Source organism: Streptomyces sp. NPDC099050, from assembly GCF_044759865.1.
Taxonomy (GTDB): Bacteria; Actinomycetota; Actinomycetes; order Streptomycetales; family Streptomycetaceae; genus Streptomyces.
Map to the genome: position 1 here is coordinate 43,210 of NZ_JBIWAE010000008.1, position 15,895 is coordinate 59,104.

Sequence of the window (15,895 nt, forward strand, 5' to 3'; positions counted from 1 at the left end):
TGCGGGGGACTCGCCCCGTAGGGCGGCCCGGCGCCCTACGGGGCCACCGCGAAGGCTTCCGCGTTCAGCAGGCTGCAGCCGTAGCGGGTGGCTCGGGTCTCGCAGGTGACGCGGACGAAGCGGGCCGGGGCCGCCGCCGGGTCCAGGTGGACGGAGTCCACCCCGCCGCGGGACGCGACCGTCGCCGACGGGTGCCAGCTCACACCGTCCGCCGAGGTCTCCACCCGGAACCGGGTCGGGTACGCCTCCTGCCAGTGGAGGCGGAGCAGCCCGATCCGCGCCGCGGCCGGCAGCTCCGCCTGCCACCAGGCTCCGTCCTCCGCGGGCGAGGACCAGCGGGTGGCCGGGGAATCGTCCAGCGCCCCCGACGCGGGGAACGCCGGGGTCTCGTCCGCAGAGGACGAGGCCACGGCCGCTCGCAGCAGGTCCGGGCCCGCCGTGCGCGGATGGGCGCGGACCTCCAGGGTGTGCGTTTCGGAGCCGAAGGCGACCGGGACCTCGTAGGTGCCCGGCGCCGTGCCCGCGGCCACCGTGACCTCCACCGGGACGGTCGCCGTCGTACCGCGCGCGGCCGCCGCCGTCCGGGGCAGCCGCACCGAGATGCCCGGCGGCGGCGTCGCCGACAGCGGCCCCCGGACCTCGCCGGGACGCAGCGCGGACAGCTGTGCCGGGATCCGCTGCGCGCTCCCGCCGATCTCCGCGTCCACGGTGTCCGGCAGCTCGAAGCGGGCCTCCGGGCCGTCCGCCGTCCACGGGACCACGCTGTGCACGGCCGGGGCCGGGCCCGACCAGACGAGCCGGACCGCGTCGGCCCGCAGGCCGCCCACGTCCGCCTGGGTCCAGCCCGACGCCGCCGCCTCGGCGACCTTGCGCCACCCCTCGCCCGGTACGTGGGCCTCGATCACGGCGCCGCGGCTGCCCGGCGGCAGCGGGTCCGTCATCACGGTCACCACCGACACCGGCCGGGCGGTGGACAGCGCGACCGTCCACGCGTCGGCCTGCCGGGTCACCGTGCCCGGCGCGCGGGCCGCGCCGGTCCACGCGTCGGCCTCGGCGGCGGCCCGGGCCAGGAAGGGGTCCAGCACCGCCTTGTCGACCCGGGCGGTTTCCGCCCCGGACAGCGCCGCGCGGGCGGCGGTGAAGGCCTGGGAGGCCCGCCAGGCCGCCGCCCCGTCCCCGCGGCCCTGCGCCTGGAGGACGTCGAGGGCCAGTTCCCCGGCCGCCCCGTAGCGCGCGAGCCGCGACAGCCAGGGCCCCGCCTCGTCCGCGAGCGCGGGCAGCCGGTCCGGGGCCTCGCGCAGCACGCGGAAGGCGGCGCGCAGCGGTTCGCCCGCCGCCGGGTCGCCGGAGCTCCGGGCCCGCCAGAACTCGTCCATCAGCGGGACCAGGTAGGCGGACTCGGGCTGGGCGAGGCCGGAGGAGGCGTTGTTCCCGGCCAGCGCGGCCAGGGCCGCACGGGCCTGGGGGTCGGGTCCGGCGAGCGAGGCCACGGCCGCCGCCCAGGAGTCGGAGGCCCGGTAGCCGCGCGGGTTCCACGTGAAGTCCGCCGCCGTGAACAGCGGGATGCGCGACAGCGCGGCCTGGGGCATCGCGTTGGCGAGCACGGCCGCGGAACCGCCCGCGACCACCGCGTCGCGTCCCGCGTACGGGCCGAGGAAGATCCGGCCCGGATCCCAGTCGTTGACCGGGTAGTTGTCCATGGTGACCAGCGGGTGCTGCCCGAGCGCGGCGCGCGCCGCGGTCATCTCCTGCCCGGTGATCGTGCGCGGCACCACGCCGACGCCCGTCCAGGCCACCTCGACCCGCCCGTTCAGGGCCTGGGCCAGCGCGGTCCGGTAGGGCGTCGCGCCCTCCTGGTAGTACTCCGTCGGCAGCAGCGACAGCGCGGGCGCCCCCGGATAGCGCCGGGCCAGGTGCGCGGCCAGTTCGCCCGCCACCTCCGCGTGCGCCTTCGCGGCCGCCGCCGGTCCCTTGCCGTACCGCTCGCGGTCGGCCCGGCAGCCCCACTCGGTGTAGCTGACGTCCTGGAACTGCACCTGGAACGCCCGGAACCCGAGGTCCCACATGGCGTCCACCTTGCGGGCGAGCGCCGCCCGGTCCGCCGAGGAGGCCAGGCACATCGACTGCCCGGGCGCCACCGCCCAGGCGAGCACCACCTTGTTGGCGCGCGCCCGCTCGGCCAGCCGCCGCAGTTCCGCGGCCTGCGCCGCCGGGTAGTCGCGGCGCCACTCTGTGGTCCGGTACGGGTCGTCACCGGGCGCCAGCAGCAGCCGGTTCAGCTTGGCGCGGCCCATGAACTCCACCTGCGCGAGCCGCTGGGCGGCCGTCCACGGAGTCCCGTAGAACCCCTCCGTGATCCCGCGCACCGGTGCGGACGGCCAGTCCCGTACGAGGACCCCGGGCACCTTCCCGCCGCCCTGGGCGAGCAGTTGGCGCAGCGTCTGAGCCGCGTGGAACAACCCGTCCTCGCCGGCGCCGGCCAGCGCGACCGTGTCCCGCCCCTCGACGCGGCCCACCGCCAGCCGGTAGCCGCCCGCCGGGAGGTCGCCGGCCGCCTCCGCGCCCAGGGCCCGCAGGGCCCGTTCCGCCTCCAGCCCCTGGAGCCGTACGACGGGGCCGGCGGCGGGCAGCGGCTGCCCCTCGGCCCGCTCGTGCAGGGTCCGTACGCCCGCCCCGCGCAGGGCGTCGCGCACCACCTGGGCGGCGTACGGGTCCACGCCCGCGGGCAGCACCAGTACGGCCTCGGCGCCCAGCGGCACCGCGCGCGCCGGGTCGGCGGCCGTCGACTGCGGCCGGGGATGCACCGCGGGCCCTTCGGCGGCGGCGCGCGCCGGACCGGAGCCGGGGTCGGGCACGGGGGCGGGGGCGGTCACGGGCGCCGGGTCGCGCAGAGCCGCGGGAGCCGCGGGCGCCGCCCCGAGGTCCGGAGCGGTGGGTGAGTCCGGTGCGGTCGGCGCGGCGAAGGCGGCGGGGGGACCCACCACCGCCGAGCCGCTCAGCAGGGCGCCGATGACGGCGACCGCCGCGGCCGTGGCCGTGGCCCGTTTGCTGCCCCTGGTCTGCACGGAGCCACCCCGTCCCGAGTCGTCCCCCGCTCGTACGAATGAGCCAGACCACACCATCCGTACGGCCGGGGTGTCAACGCCCGCGGGTGATCTGACCTGGATCCGCCAGGAATGCGATGCCGCCGACTGGGTAGGGCTGGGATGTCCTCCGGGCCGCGCGCCGGAGGGCGTTCCCGACGTTCCCGCACGCCAGGGCCGGTGGCTCCGGACGTGCGGTGACCGGCGCGGAGCTCCGCAACACCTCCCGTGCGCGGCGCGAACGCAGGCACGTCTGTGCGAATTCACGGCCCGCACCGGAGAATTTCCGCTGTCGGTGGTGCGCGGACGGCGCACGGACCGACACAGTGGGAGCCACCCACGGGTCCTGACCGATCCTCACGCACGAAGGAGTGCCTGCCGGTGAACACCGAGGCCGCGAAGTCCACGAACGCCACCACCGCCATATCCACCCCGAAACGGCGTCCGCCGCTCGCCCACTTGCCGGCGCAGGCCGGACCCGACGAGCGGACCCTGACCAGCGAGCCGTCGCTCGCCGACGCCGCGCACGCGCCGCTGACCAGTGAGCCCCCGCTCGTCTGCGAGGCCCCGCTGACCAGCGAGCCGACCACCCATGCCGCGGCGGCCGCCGCGGGTGACTAGACGACAAGGAACCTGATGGACGACCTCGCCCGGCTCGCGGCCCTGTACGGAGTCGCCACCACCTACCAGCCCGCCGAGGACGTCACCCTCCGGGTCCCGGAGGCCACCGTCGCCGCCGTGCTGCGGCAGTTGGGGGTGAACACGGACACCCCCGAGTCCGTACGCGCGGACCTGGCCGCGGCCGAGCACGACGCGGCGCACCGGCTGCTGCCGCGCGTGCTGGTGTGGTGGGCCGGCTCCCGGCCTCCCGTGGAGCTGGCCGCGCTGCCCCCGGGGACCCGGACCCTGCTGGAGGCGGAGGACACGACCACGGCGGAGGCGACCACGGCGGACGCGGACGCGGAGGACGCGACCACGGCGGACGCGACCACCGCGGACGCGACCACCGCGGACGCGGAGGCGGCCGGGGCGCGGGAGGCGTCGGCGGAGGCCGGCCGTGCGGTGCCCTGGAGCGCCGCCGACGCGGGGGAGCCGCCGCTCGGGGTGCACCTGATCCACGCCGAGGCCCCCGACGGCCGCAGCGCGACGGCCACCCTGATCGTGGCCCCCGACCGGGCCCCGGCGGCGCCCGAACGCACCCACGGGCTGCTCGTCCAGCTGTACTCGGTGCTCTCCGAACGCTCCTGGGGCATGGGCGACCTGGGTGACCTCGCGGAGCTGGCGCGCTGGGCGGGCCGCGTCCACGGGGCCGGCTTCGTCCAGGTCAACCCGCTGCACGCGGCCGTGCCCGGGACCCCGACCGATCCCTCCCCGTACCGGCCGTCCTCGCGCCGCTTCCCCGACCCGGTGCACCTGCGGATCGAGGACGTCCCCGAGTACGCCGACTGCCCGGACCGGGCCGCCCTCGCGGAACTGGCAGACCGGGGAGCCCAGTTGCGGCGCGAGGTGCTGGAGAAGGGGGCGCTGATCGACCGGGACGCCGTGTGGGCCCTCAAGCGGGCCGCCCTGGAGCTGCTGTACGCCGTCCCGCGGACCCCCGAACGGGACGCGGATTACGGCGGGTTCCGTGCCGCGCAGGGTGCGGAGCTGGACCGGCACGCCGCCTGGTGCGCCGGGCACGCCGGGGAGGACCCGCAGGTCCGGGCCGACTTCCACCGGTGGCTGGTCTGGCTCACCGACGCCCAGCTCGCCGCCGCCCAGCGCGCCGCCAAGGAGGCCGGGATGGCGGTCGGCATCGTGCACGACCTGGCCGTCGGCGTGCACCCGGAGGGCTCGGACGCCACCGGCGCCCCCTTCGGAGCCCCCCACTACGCCCGGGCCGTCTCCGTCGGCGCCCCGCCGGACGCCTTCAACGCCCGCGGCCAGGACTGGGGGCTGCCCCCGTGGCGGCCCGACCGACTGGCCGCCACCGGGTACGCGCCGCTGCGGTCCCTGCTGCGCGGGGTGTTCCGGTACGCGGGCGCCCTGCGGATCGACCACGTCATGGGACTGTTCCGGCTCTGGTGGATCCCGGAAGGGGCCCCGCCCGCCGAAGGCGCGTACGTCGCGTACGACGGGGAGGCGATGCTCGCCCTGCTGGTCCTGGAGGCGCACCGGGCCGGAGCCCTGGTCATCGGCGAGGACCTGGGCACCGTGCAGCCGGGAGTCCGTCAGGCGCTGGCCCGGCGCGGGGTGCTGGGCACCTCGGTGCTGTGGTTCGAGCGGGACTGGGGCGGCGACGGGGAGCCGCTGGAGCCGGAGCGCTGGCGGGCCGACTGCCTGGCCACCGTGACCACCCACGACCTGCCGCCCACGGCCGCCAAACTGGCCGGCTCCCACGTGGAACTGCGCGACCGGCTCGGCCTGCTGACCCGCCCGGCGGAGCGGGAGCGGGCCGAGGACGCGGCCGACACCGCGCGCTGGCTGGACGTGCTGGAGGACCTCGGGCTCGACACCAAGGGCGAGGAGGCCGCCGTACGGGCCCTGTACGCGTTCCTGCTGCGCACCCCGGCCCGGCTGGTCGGGGTGTGGCTGCCCGACGCCGTGGGCGACCGGCGGCCGCAGAACCTGCCCGGCACCTGGGACCAGTACCCCAACTGGCGGCTCCCGGTGGCCGACGCGGAGGGCCGGCCGCTGAGCCTGGAGGCACTGGCCGCCTCGCCGCGGGCGAACGCCCTGCTGGGGGCGGTGCGGGGGGCGGCGGGAACCCGTACGGCACCCCCGGGCGCGCGCGGCGTTTAGGTGTTCGCTACGTTTGCACCGTGGACAAGAAGAACGCTCTGCGCGCCGGCGCCGTCACGGCCGGAACGACGCTGATGATGCTGCTGATGACGTCTCCCGCCCTCGCGCTCACCCGTGACGACGGCGACGACCCGGGTCCGGGCCTGAGCGTCGCCGAGACGCTCGGCCTCTACGTGGCCGCGCCGATCGTGCTGTTCCTGGTCATCGCCGGTCTGGTGATGGTCGGCGACAAGTCGCGCAAGCCGCAGAACGAGAGCTGACCGAAGACCGAACGAAGGCGCCGGGGGTCCGTGAGGACACCCGGCGCCTCGTCGTACCCGGGCCCGGATCGGCGGCCCGGACAGCGGCCCGGCCCACCTGTCTGCCGGAGCCCGCCCACGGGATCCCTGCCGACGGGACCCCCTCCTAAGGGACCCCCGCCATCACCTTGCGCAGCAGGCCGGTGAGCGCCGCGGTCTCCGCCGCGTCCAGCCCGGTGAGCGCCTCGCGCTGCACCTCCAGGCCCGCCTCGACCGCCTCGTCCACGAGCGCGAGGCCCCGGTCGGTGATGGTCACCCGGAGCCCGCGCCGGTCGTCCGGATCGGGGCTCCGGCGCAGCAGCCCGGCCTTCTCCAGCTTGTCCAGCCGTCCCGTCATCCCGCCCGTGGTGAGCATGAGCGTGGCCGAGAGCTGGCGGGGCGAGAGGGTGTAAGGGGTTCCGCTCCGGCGCAGCGTGGCCACGACGTCGAACTCCCCGCGCGAGATTCCGTAGCGCCCGTAGGCCTTTTCCATCGCGTCGCCCATGGCTTTGGAGATCCGGTAGATCCGGCCGAAGACGGCCATGGGCGCGGTGTCCAGATCGGGTCGCACCGCGAACCACTGGTCCGCGATCGCGTCGACGGGGTCCTTGTCGGTCATGGGCGCAGTATCCGGCTTCCGCTGATTCGTTGGCAAGAAAGTTGCTTGCAGGAAAGTGGCTTAGTGCTAAGCTACTTTCAAGTGAGCTACTCACTCGAGCTACTCGTCCCTGTCGGAGGAGCACCGCCGTGAAGCGCGTCACCACCATCGCCCTGACAGCCCTGGCCCCCATCTCCTGGGGCTCCACCTACTTCGTGGCCTCAGAGCTGCTGCCGCCCGACCGGCCGCTGTTCACCGGCGTGATGCGGGCCCTGCCCGCCGGGCTGCTGCTCACCGCCCTCGCGCGGAAGCTGCCCACGGGGCAGTGGTGGTGGAAGGCGGCCGTCCTCGGCGGGCTCAACATCGGCGCCTTCTTCCCGCTCCTGTTCCTCTCCGCCTACCGCCTGCCCGGCGGGGTCGCGGCCGTACTGGGCTCCGCGGGGCCGCTGTTCGTCGTGGGGCTCGCCGCCCTCCTGCTGGGCGAGCGGGCCAGGCTGCGGACCGTGCTCGCCGCCGTCGTGGCGGCCTTCGGCGTCGGCATGGTGGTGCTGACCGCGCAGGCGCAGCTCGACCCGGTCGGGCTGGTGGCCGGCGTCGTTTCCTCCGCTTCGATGGGCGCGGGCATCGTCATGACCAAGCGGTGGGGGCGCCCCGAGGGCGTCGGTCCGCTGGCCATGACCGGCTGGCAGCTCACCGCGGGCGGGCTGATGATCATCCCGGTCGCCGTCCTGATGGAAGGGGCGCCGCCGGCGCTCGACGGCAGTGCCTTCCTCGGCTACGGCTACATGATGCTGATCAATACCGGCATCGCGTACTGGCTCTGGTTCCGCGGCATCGGGCAGCTCAGCGCCACGTCGGTCACCCTCCTCGGCCCGCTCTCGCCGCTCACCGCCGCCGTCATCGGCTGGGCCGCCCTGGGGCAGGCGCTGTCGCCGGTGCAGGTGCTGGGCATGGTGATCGCCTTCGGCGCCACCGTGGCGGGGCAGCTCGCGGCGGGCGCGCCGCGAGCCAAGGCCGTACCGTTCAGTTCTGCTGAAGAAACTCATCGAAATGTTTCGATGGACCTGACGGGTGCCCCGGTGCGACGGTAGACCAACGAACCGACACTCCGCACCCCGAGGGGGAGACACACCGTGGCCGTCATGGACCGAGTCCGCACCGTCCCGCAGGAAGCACTGCCCGGCAAGGCGAAGGGGGCCACCGGTCTCGGCGTCCTCCTGGCCCTGCTCGCGACGGTCGTCTGGTCCGGCAGCTTCGTCGCCACCCGCGGCATGGCCGACAGCATCCCGCCCGTCCAGGCCGTCTTCTGGCGCTGGGTGATCGCCACCGCGGCCGTCGCCCCCTTCGCCGCCCGGCAGGCCTGGCAGCAGCGGGCCCTGATCCGCAAGCACTTCGGCTTCATCGCCCTGGCCACCCTCTTCGGCGTCACCCTCTACAACACGCTCGTCCACCAGGCCGGCCTGACCACCTCCGCCTCCAACATGGGCATGATCATGGCCGCCTCGCCGGTCATCATGGCCCTCTACGCCCGCCTCGGCGGCGAGAAGCTCGGAGCCCGCCGCACCTTCGGACTGGCCCTCGCGGCCCTCGGCGTGCTCCTGCTGGTCGGCAAGGGATCGATCCGCTTCGACTTCGCCGCCGGCGACCTGTGGATGTTCGGCGCCGCCCTGTCCTTCGCCACGTACAGCGCGCTCCTCAAGCGCAAGCCCGCCGAACTGGGCGGCCTCGCCTTCCTGCTCACCACCTTCGTCCTCGGCGCACTGATGCTCGCCCCGGCCTACGCCGTGTCCGTCCGGGTCCAGGGCGGCTTCCAGGTCACCCCGTCCACCGCCGGAATGCTCCTGTACGTCGGCGTCTTCTCCTCCGCCGTCGCCTTCTTCGCCTGGAACAAGGCCGTCTCGATGATCGGCGCCGCCCGCGCCGGAGTCGTCTACTACCTCCAGCCGGTCTGCGTCGCGGGCCTCGGCCTGCTGCTGCTCGGCGAGACGACCGGCCCGACGCAGCTCCTCTGCATGGCGCTGATCCTGGGCGGCGTGGGTCTGGGTGCCCGGCGGTAGGTTCGGTCCCATGATCGAGTGGGACATCAAGAAGCTGCGGATCCTGCGGACCCTCGCGGAACAGGGGACCGTGACCGCGACGGCCGAGGCGCTGCACATGACGCCCTCGGCCGTTTCGCAGCAGCTGACCAACCTGGCCAGGATGCTGGGGGTCCCGCTGCTGGAGGCCCAGGGCCGCCGGGTGCGGCTCACCGACGCCGCACACCTCGTACTGCGGCACGCGGAGGCCGTGTTCGCGCAGCTGGAGCGGGCCGACGCGGAACTCACCGGCTACCTCGCGGGGGAGGCGGGCGAGGTGCGGATCGGGGCGTTCTCCACCGCCGTACCGGTCCTCGTGGTCCCGGCGGTCGCCGCCCTGAGGCGCTCGCACCCCGGCGTGGAGGTCCGCGTACGGGAGACCGAGGCGGCCGAGTCCTACGAGCTGCTGTCCGCCGGGGTCGTCGACCTCGCGCTCTCGCTGGCGGCGCACGCCCCGACCGCCCGCGATCCCCGCTTCACCCGCAGGACCCTGCTGGAGGACCCCCTCGACGTGGCCCTGCCCCCGGACCACCCGCTGGCCGGAGCCGGGGAGCTGAGGCTCGCGGACCTGTCCGGGGACCCGTGGATCTACGGCGGCTCCGGGCCCTGGTCGGAGATCACCCGCACCGCGTGCGAGGCGGCGGGGTTCGTGCCCGAGCAGGCGCACTCGGCGTCCGGCTGGACGGCGATCCTCGCCATGGTCGAGGCGGGGATGGGGGTGGCGCTGGTGCCCCGGATGGTGGCGAGCCGCGCCTCCGGCGTCGCCGTACGGGACCTGCCCCACGACCGGCCCACCCGGCACGTCATCGCCGCCCTGCGGCGGGGCTCGGAGTCGGCCCCGGCCGTGGCCCACGTCCTGGCGGCCCTGCGAGCCGTCGCCGCTGCGCGGCCGTAGCCGCCGCAGCGGGTGGGCGGCCCTGCGGGGCGAGGTCCCCTACCCGCCCTTCCACCGTTCCCCGGGCTCCGCCCGGACCCGGTCCTCACACGCCGGACGGGCTGGATCTGACCGGCGTCAGCCCGCGCATGAACGCCGGCGGGGCTGGAAAAACCATCCCCGCCGGCGTTCGAGCCGCTCAGGCCCGGGCGTCGGCCGCCTGGGCCGTCAGCGCTCGCTCGACGCCCGCGCGGGACTCCGAGACCAGGCGGCGCAGGGACGCGTTCGGCTCGGCCGAGGCCAGCCAGGCGTCCGTGGCCGCGAGGGTCTCCCGGGAGACCTGGAGAGACGGGTAGAGCCCCACCGCGATCTGCTGGGCGATCTCGTGGCTGCGGGTCGCCCAGACCTCCTTGACCGCCGCGAAGTACTTCTGCGCGTAGGGGGCGAGCAGCTCGCGCTGGTCGGTCTGGACGAAGCCCCCGATCACCGCCTCCTGCACCGCGTTCGGGAGCGAGTCGCCCTCGACGACCGAGGCCCAGGCCTCGGCCTTGGCCTCCGCCGTCGGACGCGCCGCCCGGGCGGTCGCCGCGTGCCGCTCGCCCGCCGCGGTCCTGTCCCGCTCCAGCTCGGCCGCGATGGCCGGCTCGTCGGCGATGCCCGTGGCGGCCAGGCGCTCCAGGAACGCCCAGCGCAGCTCGGTGTCCACGGCCAGGCCCTTGACCTCGGCCGAGCCGTCCAGCAGCGCCGCCAGGTAGGTCAGCTGCTCCTCGGTACGGGCCGTCGCCGCGAAGGCGCGGGCCCACGCCAGCTGGTGGTCGCTGCCGGGCTCGGCCGCGCGCAGGTGCTCCAGCGTGGCCTCCGTCCAGACGGCCAGGCCCTGGTCGCGCCAGGCCGGGTCGGCGTACAGCTCCACGGCCAGCTTGACCTGGCGGTGCAGCGACTGGACGACGCCGATGTCCGACTCCTTGCCGATGCCCGACAGGACGAGCGCGAGGTAGTCGCGGGTGGCCAGTTCGCCGTCGCGGGTCATGTCCCAGGCCGAGGCCCAGCACAGCGCGCGCGGCAGCGACTCGGTGAAGTCGCCCAGGTGCGCGGTGACGTTGGCGAGGGACACCTCGTCGAGGCGGACCTTGGCGTAGGACAGGTCGTCGTCGTTCAGCAGGACCACCGCCGGACGGGTCCGGCCGATCAGCTCCGGCACGGCCGTCAGGTCGCCGTCGATGTCCAGCTCGATGCGCTCGCCGCGCACCAGCTTGCCGTCGGTCAGGTCGTACAGGCCGACCGCGATGCGGTGCGGGCGCAGGACGGCCTCGCCCTTGGCGCCGGCGGGCAGCACCGGGGCCTCCTGGCGGACGGCGAAGGCGGTGATGGCGCCGTTCTCGTCCGTCTCGATCTCGGGGCGCAGGATGTTGATGCCAGCCGTCTCCAGCCATGCCTTCGACCAGGCGGTCAGATCGCGGCCGGAGGTCTCCTCCAGGGCGCCCAGCAGGTCCGACAGGCGGGTGTTCCCGAAGGCGTGCGCCTTGAAATAGGCCTGCACGCCCTTGAAGAAGGCGTCCTGGCCGACGTAGGCCACGAGCTGCTTGAGGACGGAGGCGCCCTTGGCGTACGTGATGCCGTCGAAGTTGACCAGGACGTCGTCCAGGTCACGGATGTCGGCCATGATCGGGTGCGTGGAGGGCAGCTGGTCCTGCCGGTACGCCCAGGTCTTCATGGAGTTGGCGAAGGTGGTCCAGGCGTGCGGCCACTTCGAGTCCTCCGCGTACGCCTGGCAGGCGATGGAGGTGTAGGTGGCGAACGACTCGTTCAGCCACAGGTCGTTCCACCACTCCATAGTGACGAGGTTGCCGAACCACATGTGCGCGAGCTCGTGCAGGATCGTCTCGGCGCGCGTCTCGTACGCCGCGTCCGTCACCTTCGAGCGGAAGACGTACTGGTCCCGGAAGGTCACCGCGCCCGCGTTCTCCATCGCGCCCGCGTTGAACTCCGGCACGAAGAGCTGGTCGTACTTCGCGAAGGGGTAGTCGTACGCGAACTTCTCCTGGAACCAGGTGAAGCCCTGCCGGGTCACGTCGAAGATCGCGTCGGCGTCGAGGAACTCGGCGAGCGAGGGACGGCAGTAGATGCCGAGCGGCACGGACTGCCCGTCCGCGCCCTCGTAGGAGCTGTGCACCGCGTGGTACGGGCCGACGATCAGGGCCGTGATGTACGTGGAGATGCGCGGGGTCGGCTCGAAGCGCCAGACGTTGTCGGCGGGTACGTCGGGCGTCGGGGAGTTCGAGATGACCGTCCAGCCCGCCGGGGCCGTGACGGTGAACCGGAACGTCGCCTTCAGGTCGGGCTGCTCGAAGCTCGCGAACACGCGGCGCGCGTCCGGAACCTCGAACTGGGTGTACAGGTACGCCTGCTCGTCGACCGGGTCGACGAAGCGGTGCAGACCCTCACCGGTGTTGGTGTACGCGCAGTCGGCGACGACGCGGAGCTCGTTGGCCCCGGCGGCGAGGTGGGCGAGCGCGATCCGGGAATCCCGGAAGACGGCGGCCACGTCGAGCGACTTGCCGTTGAGGACGACCTCGTGCACGGCCGGGGCGACCAGGTCGATGAAGGTCTCGGCGCCGGCCTCGGCGGACTGGAAGCGCACGGTGGTCACGGAGGGATACGTGCCGCCTTCCTGCGCACCGCTGAGATCGAGCTCGATCTCGTACGAGTCGACGGTGAGCAGCTTTGCTCGCTGCTGAGCCTCTTCACGGGTCAGATTCGTGCCTGGCACGCGGTCATCTCCTTCGATGGTGACGTTCCGGCCCATCCTTCCACGCGGGCCGGGCCACCGCGCCGGAGTAATCCACGGGCGAACGCAACCCGGGGTCCCGATGCGGTAGCGCTCAGGGTCCTACTGTGGGTAGTATTGGGAGTATGAAGATTAGTGTGAGTCTTCCGCAGGAGGACGTTGCCTTCGTCGATCAGTACGCGGCAGAGATGGAAACCGAGTCCAGATCGGCCGTCATACAGGCCGCGATCCAGCTACTGCGTGAGTCCGCCCTTGAGAAGGAGTACCTCGCGGCCTGGGACGAGTGGTACGAGAGCGAGGACGCGGAACTGTGGGACCGCACGGCGGGGGACGGGATTGTTGATGAGGCGCGGTGATATCTATCTGGTCGATCTTGAGCCGGCAGTCGGCAGTGAGGCGAACAAGACGCGGCCAGCCGTCCTCGTGACGAACGACGCTGCGAACCGGATGGCGGATCGTGCCGGGCGGGGCGTTCTGGCCGTGGTGCCAGTGACCTCGAACGTCACGCATGTCCGTACGTTCCAGGTCCTCTTGGCCGCGGCTGATTGCGGTCTGAACCTTGACTCAAAGGCGCAGTGCGAGCAGATCCGAGCACTCGACCTCTCGCGGTTCGGGCGTCGGATCGGCACGGTGCCCGCGCAGGCGCTGAAGGAGATCGACCGGGCGCTCCGGCAGCAGCTGGGGCTCTAGACACGCCGAAGGGCGGCACTGTCACAGTGCCGCCCTCCCCACGTGCGTGACCGGCGTCAGCCCTGGCGCAGCTCCTCCGCGACCAGCTCCGCGATCTGGACCGCGTTCAGTGCGGCGCCCTTGCGGAGGTTGTCGTTGGAGAGGAACAGCGCGATGCCGTTCTCGGTGGTCTCGTCGACGCGGATGCGGCCCACGTACGAGGCGTCCTTGCCGGCGGCCTGCAGCGGGGTCGGGATCTCCGAGAGCACGACGCCCGGGGCGTCCTTCAGCAGCTCGTAGGCGCGCTCGACGCTCAGCGGGCGGTCGAAGCGGACGTTGACCTGGAGGGAGTGGCCGGCGAAGACCGGCACGCGCACGCAGGTGCCCGAGACCTTGAGCTCCGGGATCTCCAGGATCTTGCGGGACTCGTTGCGGAGCTTCTGCTCCTCGTCGGTCTCGAAGGATCCGTCGTCGACGATCGAGCCGGCGAGCGGGATCACGTTGTAGGCGATCGGCCGCTTGTAGACGGCGGGCTCGGGGAACTCCACCGCGTCGCCGTCGAAGGTCAGCTGGTCGGCCGCCTCGGAGACCGCGCAGGCCTGGCCCTTGAGCTCGGCGACGCCCGCCAGGCCCGAGCCGGACACGGCCTGGTAGGTGGTGGCGATCAGCGCGGTCAGACCGGCCTCGTCGTGCAGCGGGCGCAGCACCGGCATCGCGGCCATCGTGGTGCAGTTCGGGTTCGCGATGATGCCCTTGGGGCGGTTCTTGATCGCGTGCGGGTTGACCTCGGAGACGACGAGGGGGACTTCGGGGTCGCCGCGCCAGGCGGAGGAGTTGTCGATCACGACGGCGCCCTGCGAGGCGACCTTCTCGGCGAGGGCCCTGGAGGTGGCGCCGCCCGCGGAGAAGAGCACGATGTCCAGGCCGGAGTAGTCCGCCGTGGAGGCGTCCTCGATGGTGATCTCGCGGCCCTCCCACTCGAGGGTGGAGCCGGCCGAACGGGCCGAGGCGAACAGGCGCAGCTCGTCCACCGGGAACTTGCGCTCGGCGAGGATGCCGCGCATGACTCCGCCGACCTGTCCGGTGGCTCCGACGATTCCGACCCTCACGGTGACTCCTCTGATACGTACGACGCGGGCGCGCGTGAAGCCATCATGCGTTCGACCCCACGAGCCTTGTCCAATCCATTGTCCGTACTACGGACGATCTGTGGCACGGAACCGGTCCGCGGGCCGGTCAGTCGCGGACCCGCAGGCTCCATTTGCCCGTGGCGCGGACGGTGACCAGGCCGGGCGGCAGTTCGTGGACGCCCTGTTCCGTGCACAGCCGCGCTCCGGGGATCAGGTACGGGTCGAGCGAGAACAGCGGCGTGACGAACCGGTCGTGCCGGACGTCCGCCGTCGCCCCCCTTCCCCGCACCAGCACCACCTGCGCACCGCGGCCGGACAGCTTCCGCTCCAGCACCGGGGCGGCGCTCAGGGGCATCACCTCGACCTTCCACGCGACGGTCTCGGAGGTCTCGACCAGGACGTGGCACCAGCCCCCGGGGCCCACGGCGAGCGGGCCGGTCACGGGGAGGTGGGAGTCCGTGTGCGCGACGATGTGGCTGCCGCCGCCCGCCTGGAGGGTGAACACCTCCAACGAGGCGTTCTTGTCCCGCCCGCGCTCGACCCTGAGCAGGGCGGGCGGCCCGTCGTACCGCAGGACGGTGGTGCCCCGCCCCGAGGCGCCCGTCACGAGGGCCTGCGCCGTCCCGGCCGGGCGCAGCCGCAGGCGCCAGTGGCAGTTCGCGTCGATGCGCAGCCGGAACTCGCGGCCGCCCATGCCGAACGCCAGCAGCTGCCCGCGCAGGCCGTGGCGGCCCCGGTGGAACACCAGGAGCGGCTTGTCCCGTCCGTCGATACGGTCCGCGGTGAACCAGGTGTCGCGGTCCGTCGGGCCGAGCGCCTCGTACTCGAGGATCGCCGGCTGGCCGGGCTCCGGGTTCACCACGGTGACCTCGCCGCAGTGGTACCCCTCGTGCACCACGTCGGCCCAGGGCGCGCCCCCGGCACGCCCCGGGTCCCGCCGGGGTGCGGAGAGCGGCTCCACGGCCGCCGGGGCCGGGGCCGGTGTCGGGGCCGGCGTCAGCGCGGCGGCCGGCGCGGGCACCTCGTTCTCCTTGTCGACCTCGGTCATCGCGGGCCCGGCCACCGGGGCGGCCGGGAGCGCCTGCGGCCGTATGCCGTAGTCGGCGGCGAGGGCGTCCGGTCCGCTGGTGTAACCCTGGCCCACCGCGCGGAACCGCCAGGCGCCGCCTCGCCGGTAGCACTCGCCGAGCACCAGCGCGGTGTCCATCTCCGCGTCCGTCACCTCGTACCGGGCCAGCGGAGGCGTGCCGTCCTCGGCCGCGACCTCCACGGACAGCCCGTCGACCGCGCCGAACGTCCCGCCGGCCGTGAGGGCGGCGATCAGGATCCGCTGCACGGAGGGTTCCACGCCGTCCGGGTCCACCTCCAGCCGCTGGACGAGCAGCGCGCCCTCCCGCGCCCCGCCGAGGTGCCGCACCGCGCCTGACGGGTGCCCGGGCCCGGCGGCCAGGACCACGTCGGCGTCGTCCCGTACCCGGCCGACGGCGTCCAGCAGGATCGCCGCGGCGGCCACCGCCGGGGTGCCGGGGCGGGCGGTGCGCGCCACGGTGATGCGGAACGGGCCCGTGGTCAAAGGGGTGTTGGCCCCTCTTTCTATGTTCGGCATACCGGCATCCTGC

At 73.9% G+C, this 15,895-nt stretch carries 13 protein-coding genes; 8 read left to right on the plus strand and 5 right to left on the minus strand.

Annotation, left to right across the window (positions count from 1 at the left end):
* Nucleotides 1-35: 35 nt before the first annotated feature.
* Nucleotides 36-3,065, minus strand: a complete 3,030-nt coding sequence (locus tag ACIQV3_RS15605) for a beta-N-acetylglucosaminidase domain-containing protein (protein ID WP_403712927.1) — start codon at nt 3,063-3,065, stop codon at nt 36-38.
* A 441-nt stretch (nt 3,066-3,506) separates the two neighbouring features.
* Here ACIQV3_RS15605 and ACIQV3_RS15610 point away from each other — a divergent pair, with 441 nt between their 5' ends.
* The 3 genes from ACIQV3_RS15610 to ACIQV3_RS15620 are packed head-to-tail and all read left to right on the plus strand — an operon-like array spanning nt 3,507 to nt 6,124.
* A complete protein-coding gene (locus tag ACIQV3_RS15610; protein ID WP_403713153.1) occupies nt 3,507-3,704 on the plus strand; it encodes a hypothetical protein in 198 nt (65 codons plus the stop codon).
* 15 nt (nt 3,705-3,719) lie between these two features.
* Nucleotides 3,720-5,864 (plus strand): 4-alpha-glucanotransferase, encoded by a 2,145-nt coding sequence (locus tag ACIQV3_RS15615; protein WP_403712928.1) that lies wholly within the window; start codon nt 3,720-3,722, stop codon nt 5,862-5,864.
* A gap of 20 nt (nt 5,865-5,884) precedes the next feature.
* Complete coding sequence (locus tag ACIQV3_RS15620; protein WP_403712929.1) at nt 5,885-6,124, plus strand: hypothetical protein; 240 nt, start codon at nt 5,885-5,887, stop codon at nt 6,122-6,124.
* A 145-nt stretch (nt 6,125-6,269) separates the two neighbouring features.
* On the opposite strand, the gene ACIQV3_RS15625 is transcribed toward ACIQV3_RS15620, so the two are convergent.
* On the minus strand, nt 6,270-6,761 hold the full coding sequence (locus ACIQV3_RS15625) for a MarR family winged helix-turn-helix transcriptional regulator (RefSeq protein WP_403712931.1): 492 nt from the start codon (nt 6,759-6,761) through the stop codon (nt 6,270-6,272).
* Nucleotides 6,762-6,889: 128 nt separating this feature from the next.
* On the opposite strand from ACIQV3_RS15625, the gene ACIQV3_RS15630 reads away from it, so the two are divergent.
* From ACIQV3_RS15630 to ACIQV3_RS15640, 3 genes are read left to right on the plus strand one after another with little or no spacing between them, the layout of a single operon-like run.
* Nucleotides 6,890-7,831, plus strand: coding sequence for an EamA family transporter (locus ACIQV3_RS15630; protein ID WP_403712932.1), 942 nt, complete (start codon nt 6,890-6,892; stop codon nt 7,829-7,831).
* Nucleotides 7,832-7,882: 51 nt separating this feature from the next.
* Nucleotides 7,883-8,797, plus strand: a complete 915-nt coding sequence (locus tag ACIQV3_RS15635; RefSeq protein WP_403712933.1) for a DMT family transporter — start codon at nt 7,883-7,885, stop codon at nt 8,795-8,797.
* A 10-nt stretch (nt 8,798-8,807) separates the two neighbouring features.
* A complete protein-coding gene (locus tag ACIQV3_RS15640; RefSeq protein WP_403712934.1) occupies nt 8,808-9,710 on the plus strand; it encodes a LysR family transcriptional regulator in 903 nt (300 codons plus the stop codon).
* 178 nt (nt 9,711-9,888) lie between these two features.
* On the opposite strand, the gene pepN is transcribed toward ACIQV3_RS15640, so the two are convergent.
* Entirely contained in the window at nt 9,889-12,459 is a 2,571-nt protein-coding gene (pepN, locus tag ACIQV3_RS15645) for an aminopeptidase N (protein WP_403712935.1), read from the minus strand.
* A gap of 143 nt (nt 12,460-12,602) precedes the next feature.
* Here pepN and ACIQV3_RS15650 point away from each other — a divergent pair, with 143 nt between their 5' ends.
* A complete protein-coding gene (locus ACIQV3_RS15650; protein WP_403712936.1) occupies nt 12,603-12,833 on the plus strand; it encodes a ribbon-helix-helix domain-containing protein in 231 nt (76 codons plus the stop codon).
* Complete coding sequence (locus ACIQV3_RS15655; protein ID WP_403712937.1) at nt 12,820-13,167, plus strand: type II toxin-antitoxin system PemK/MazF family toxin; 348 nt, start codon at nt 12,820-12,822, stop codon at nt 13,165-13,167. The genes ACIQV3_RS15650 and ACIQV3_RS15655 overlap by 14 nt, the downstream gene beginning before the upstream one ends.
* 56 nt (nt 13,168-13,223) lie before the next feature.
* Here the strand turns inward: ACIQV3_RS15655 and ACIQV3_RS15660 are convergent, their stop codons facing one another.
* Nucleotides 13,224-14,255, minus strand: a complete 1,032-nt coding sequence (locus ACIQV3_RS15660; RefSeq protein WP_403712938.1) for an aspartate-semialdehyde dehydrogenase — start codon at nt 14,253-14,255, stop codon at nt 13,224-13,226.
* Between the two features lie 127 nt (nt 14,256-14,382).
* Complete coding sequence (locus ACIQV3_RS15665) at nt 14,383-15,882, minus strand: TerD family protein (RefSeq protein ID WP_403712939.1); 1,500 nt, start codon at nt 15,880-15,882, stop codon at nt 14,383-14,385.
* Between the last annotated feature and the right edge of the window lie 13 nt (nt 15,883-15,895).

Bases quoted from the DNA above. Each gene is read 5' to 3' on its own strand.
- ACIQV3_RS15665 (WP_403712939.1), bottom strand. From the start codon at position 15,882: ATGCCGAACATAGAAAGAGGGGCCAACACCCCTTTGACCACGGGCCCG.
- ACIQV3_RS15625 (WP_403712931.1), bottom strand. From the start codon at position 6,761: ATGACCGACAAGGACCCCGTCGACGCGATCGCGGACCAGTGGTTCGCG.
- ACIQV3_RS15640 (WP_403712934.1), top strand. From the start codon at position 8,808: ATGATCGAGTGGGACATCAAGAAGCTGCGGATCCTGCGGACCCTCGCG.
- ACIQV3_RS15615 (WP_403712928.1), top strand. From the start codon at position 3,720: ATGGACGACCTCGCCCGGCTCGCGGCCCTGTACGGAGTCGCCACCACC.
- ACIQV3_RS15655 (WP_403712937.1), top strand. From the start codon at position 12,820: ATGAGGCGCGGTGATATCTATCTGGTCGATCTTGAGCCGGCAGTCGGC.
- ACIQV3_RS15650 (WP_403712936.1), top strand. From the start codon at position 12,603: ATGAAGATTAGTGTGAGTCTTCCGCAGGAGGACGTTGCCTTCGTCGAT.
- ACIQV3_RS15635 (WP_403712933.1), top strand. From the start codon at position 7,883: ATGGACCGAGTCCGCACCGTCCCGCAGGAAGCACTGCCCGGCAAGGCG.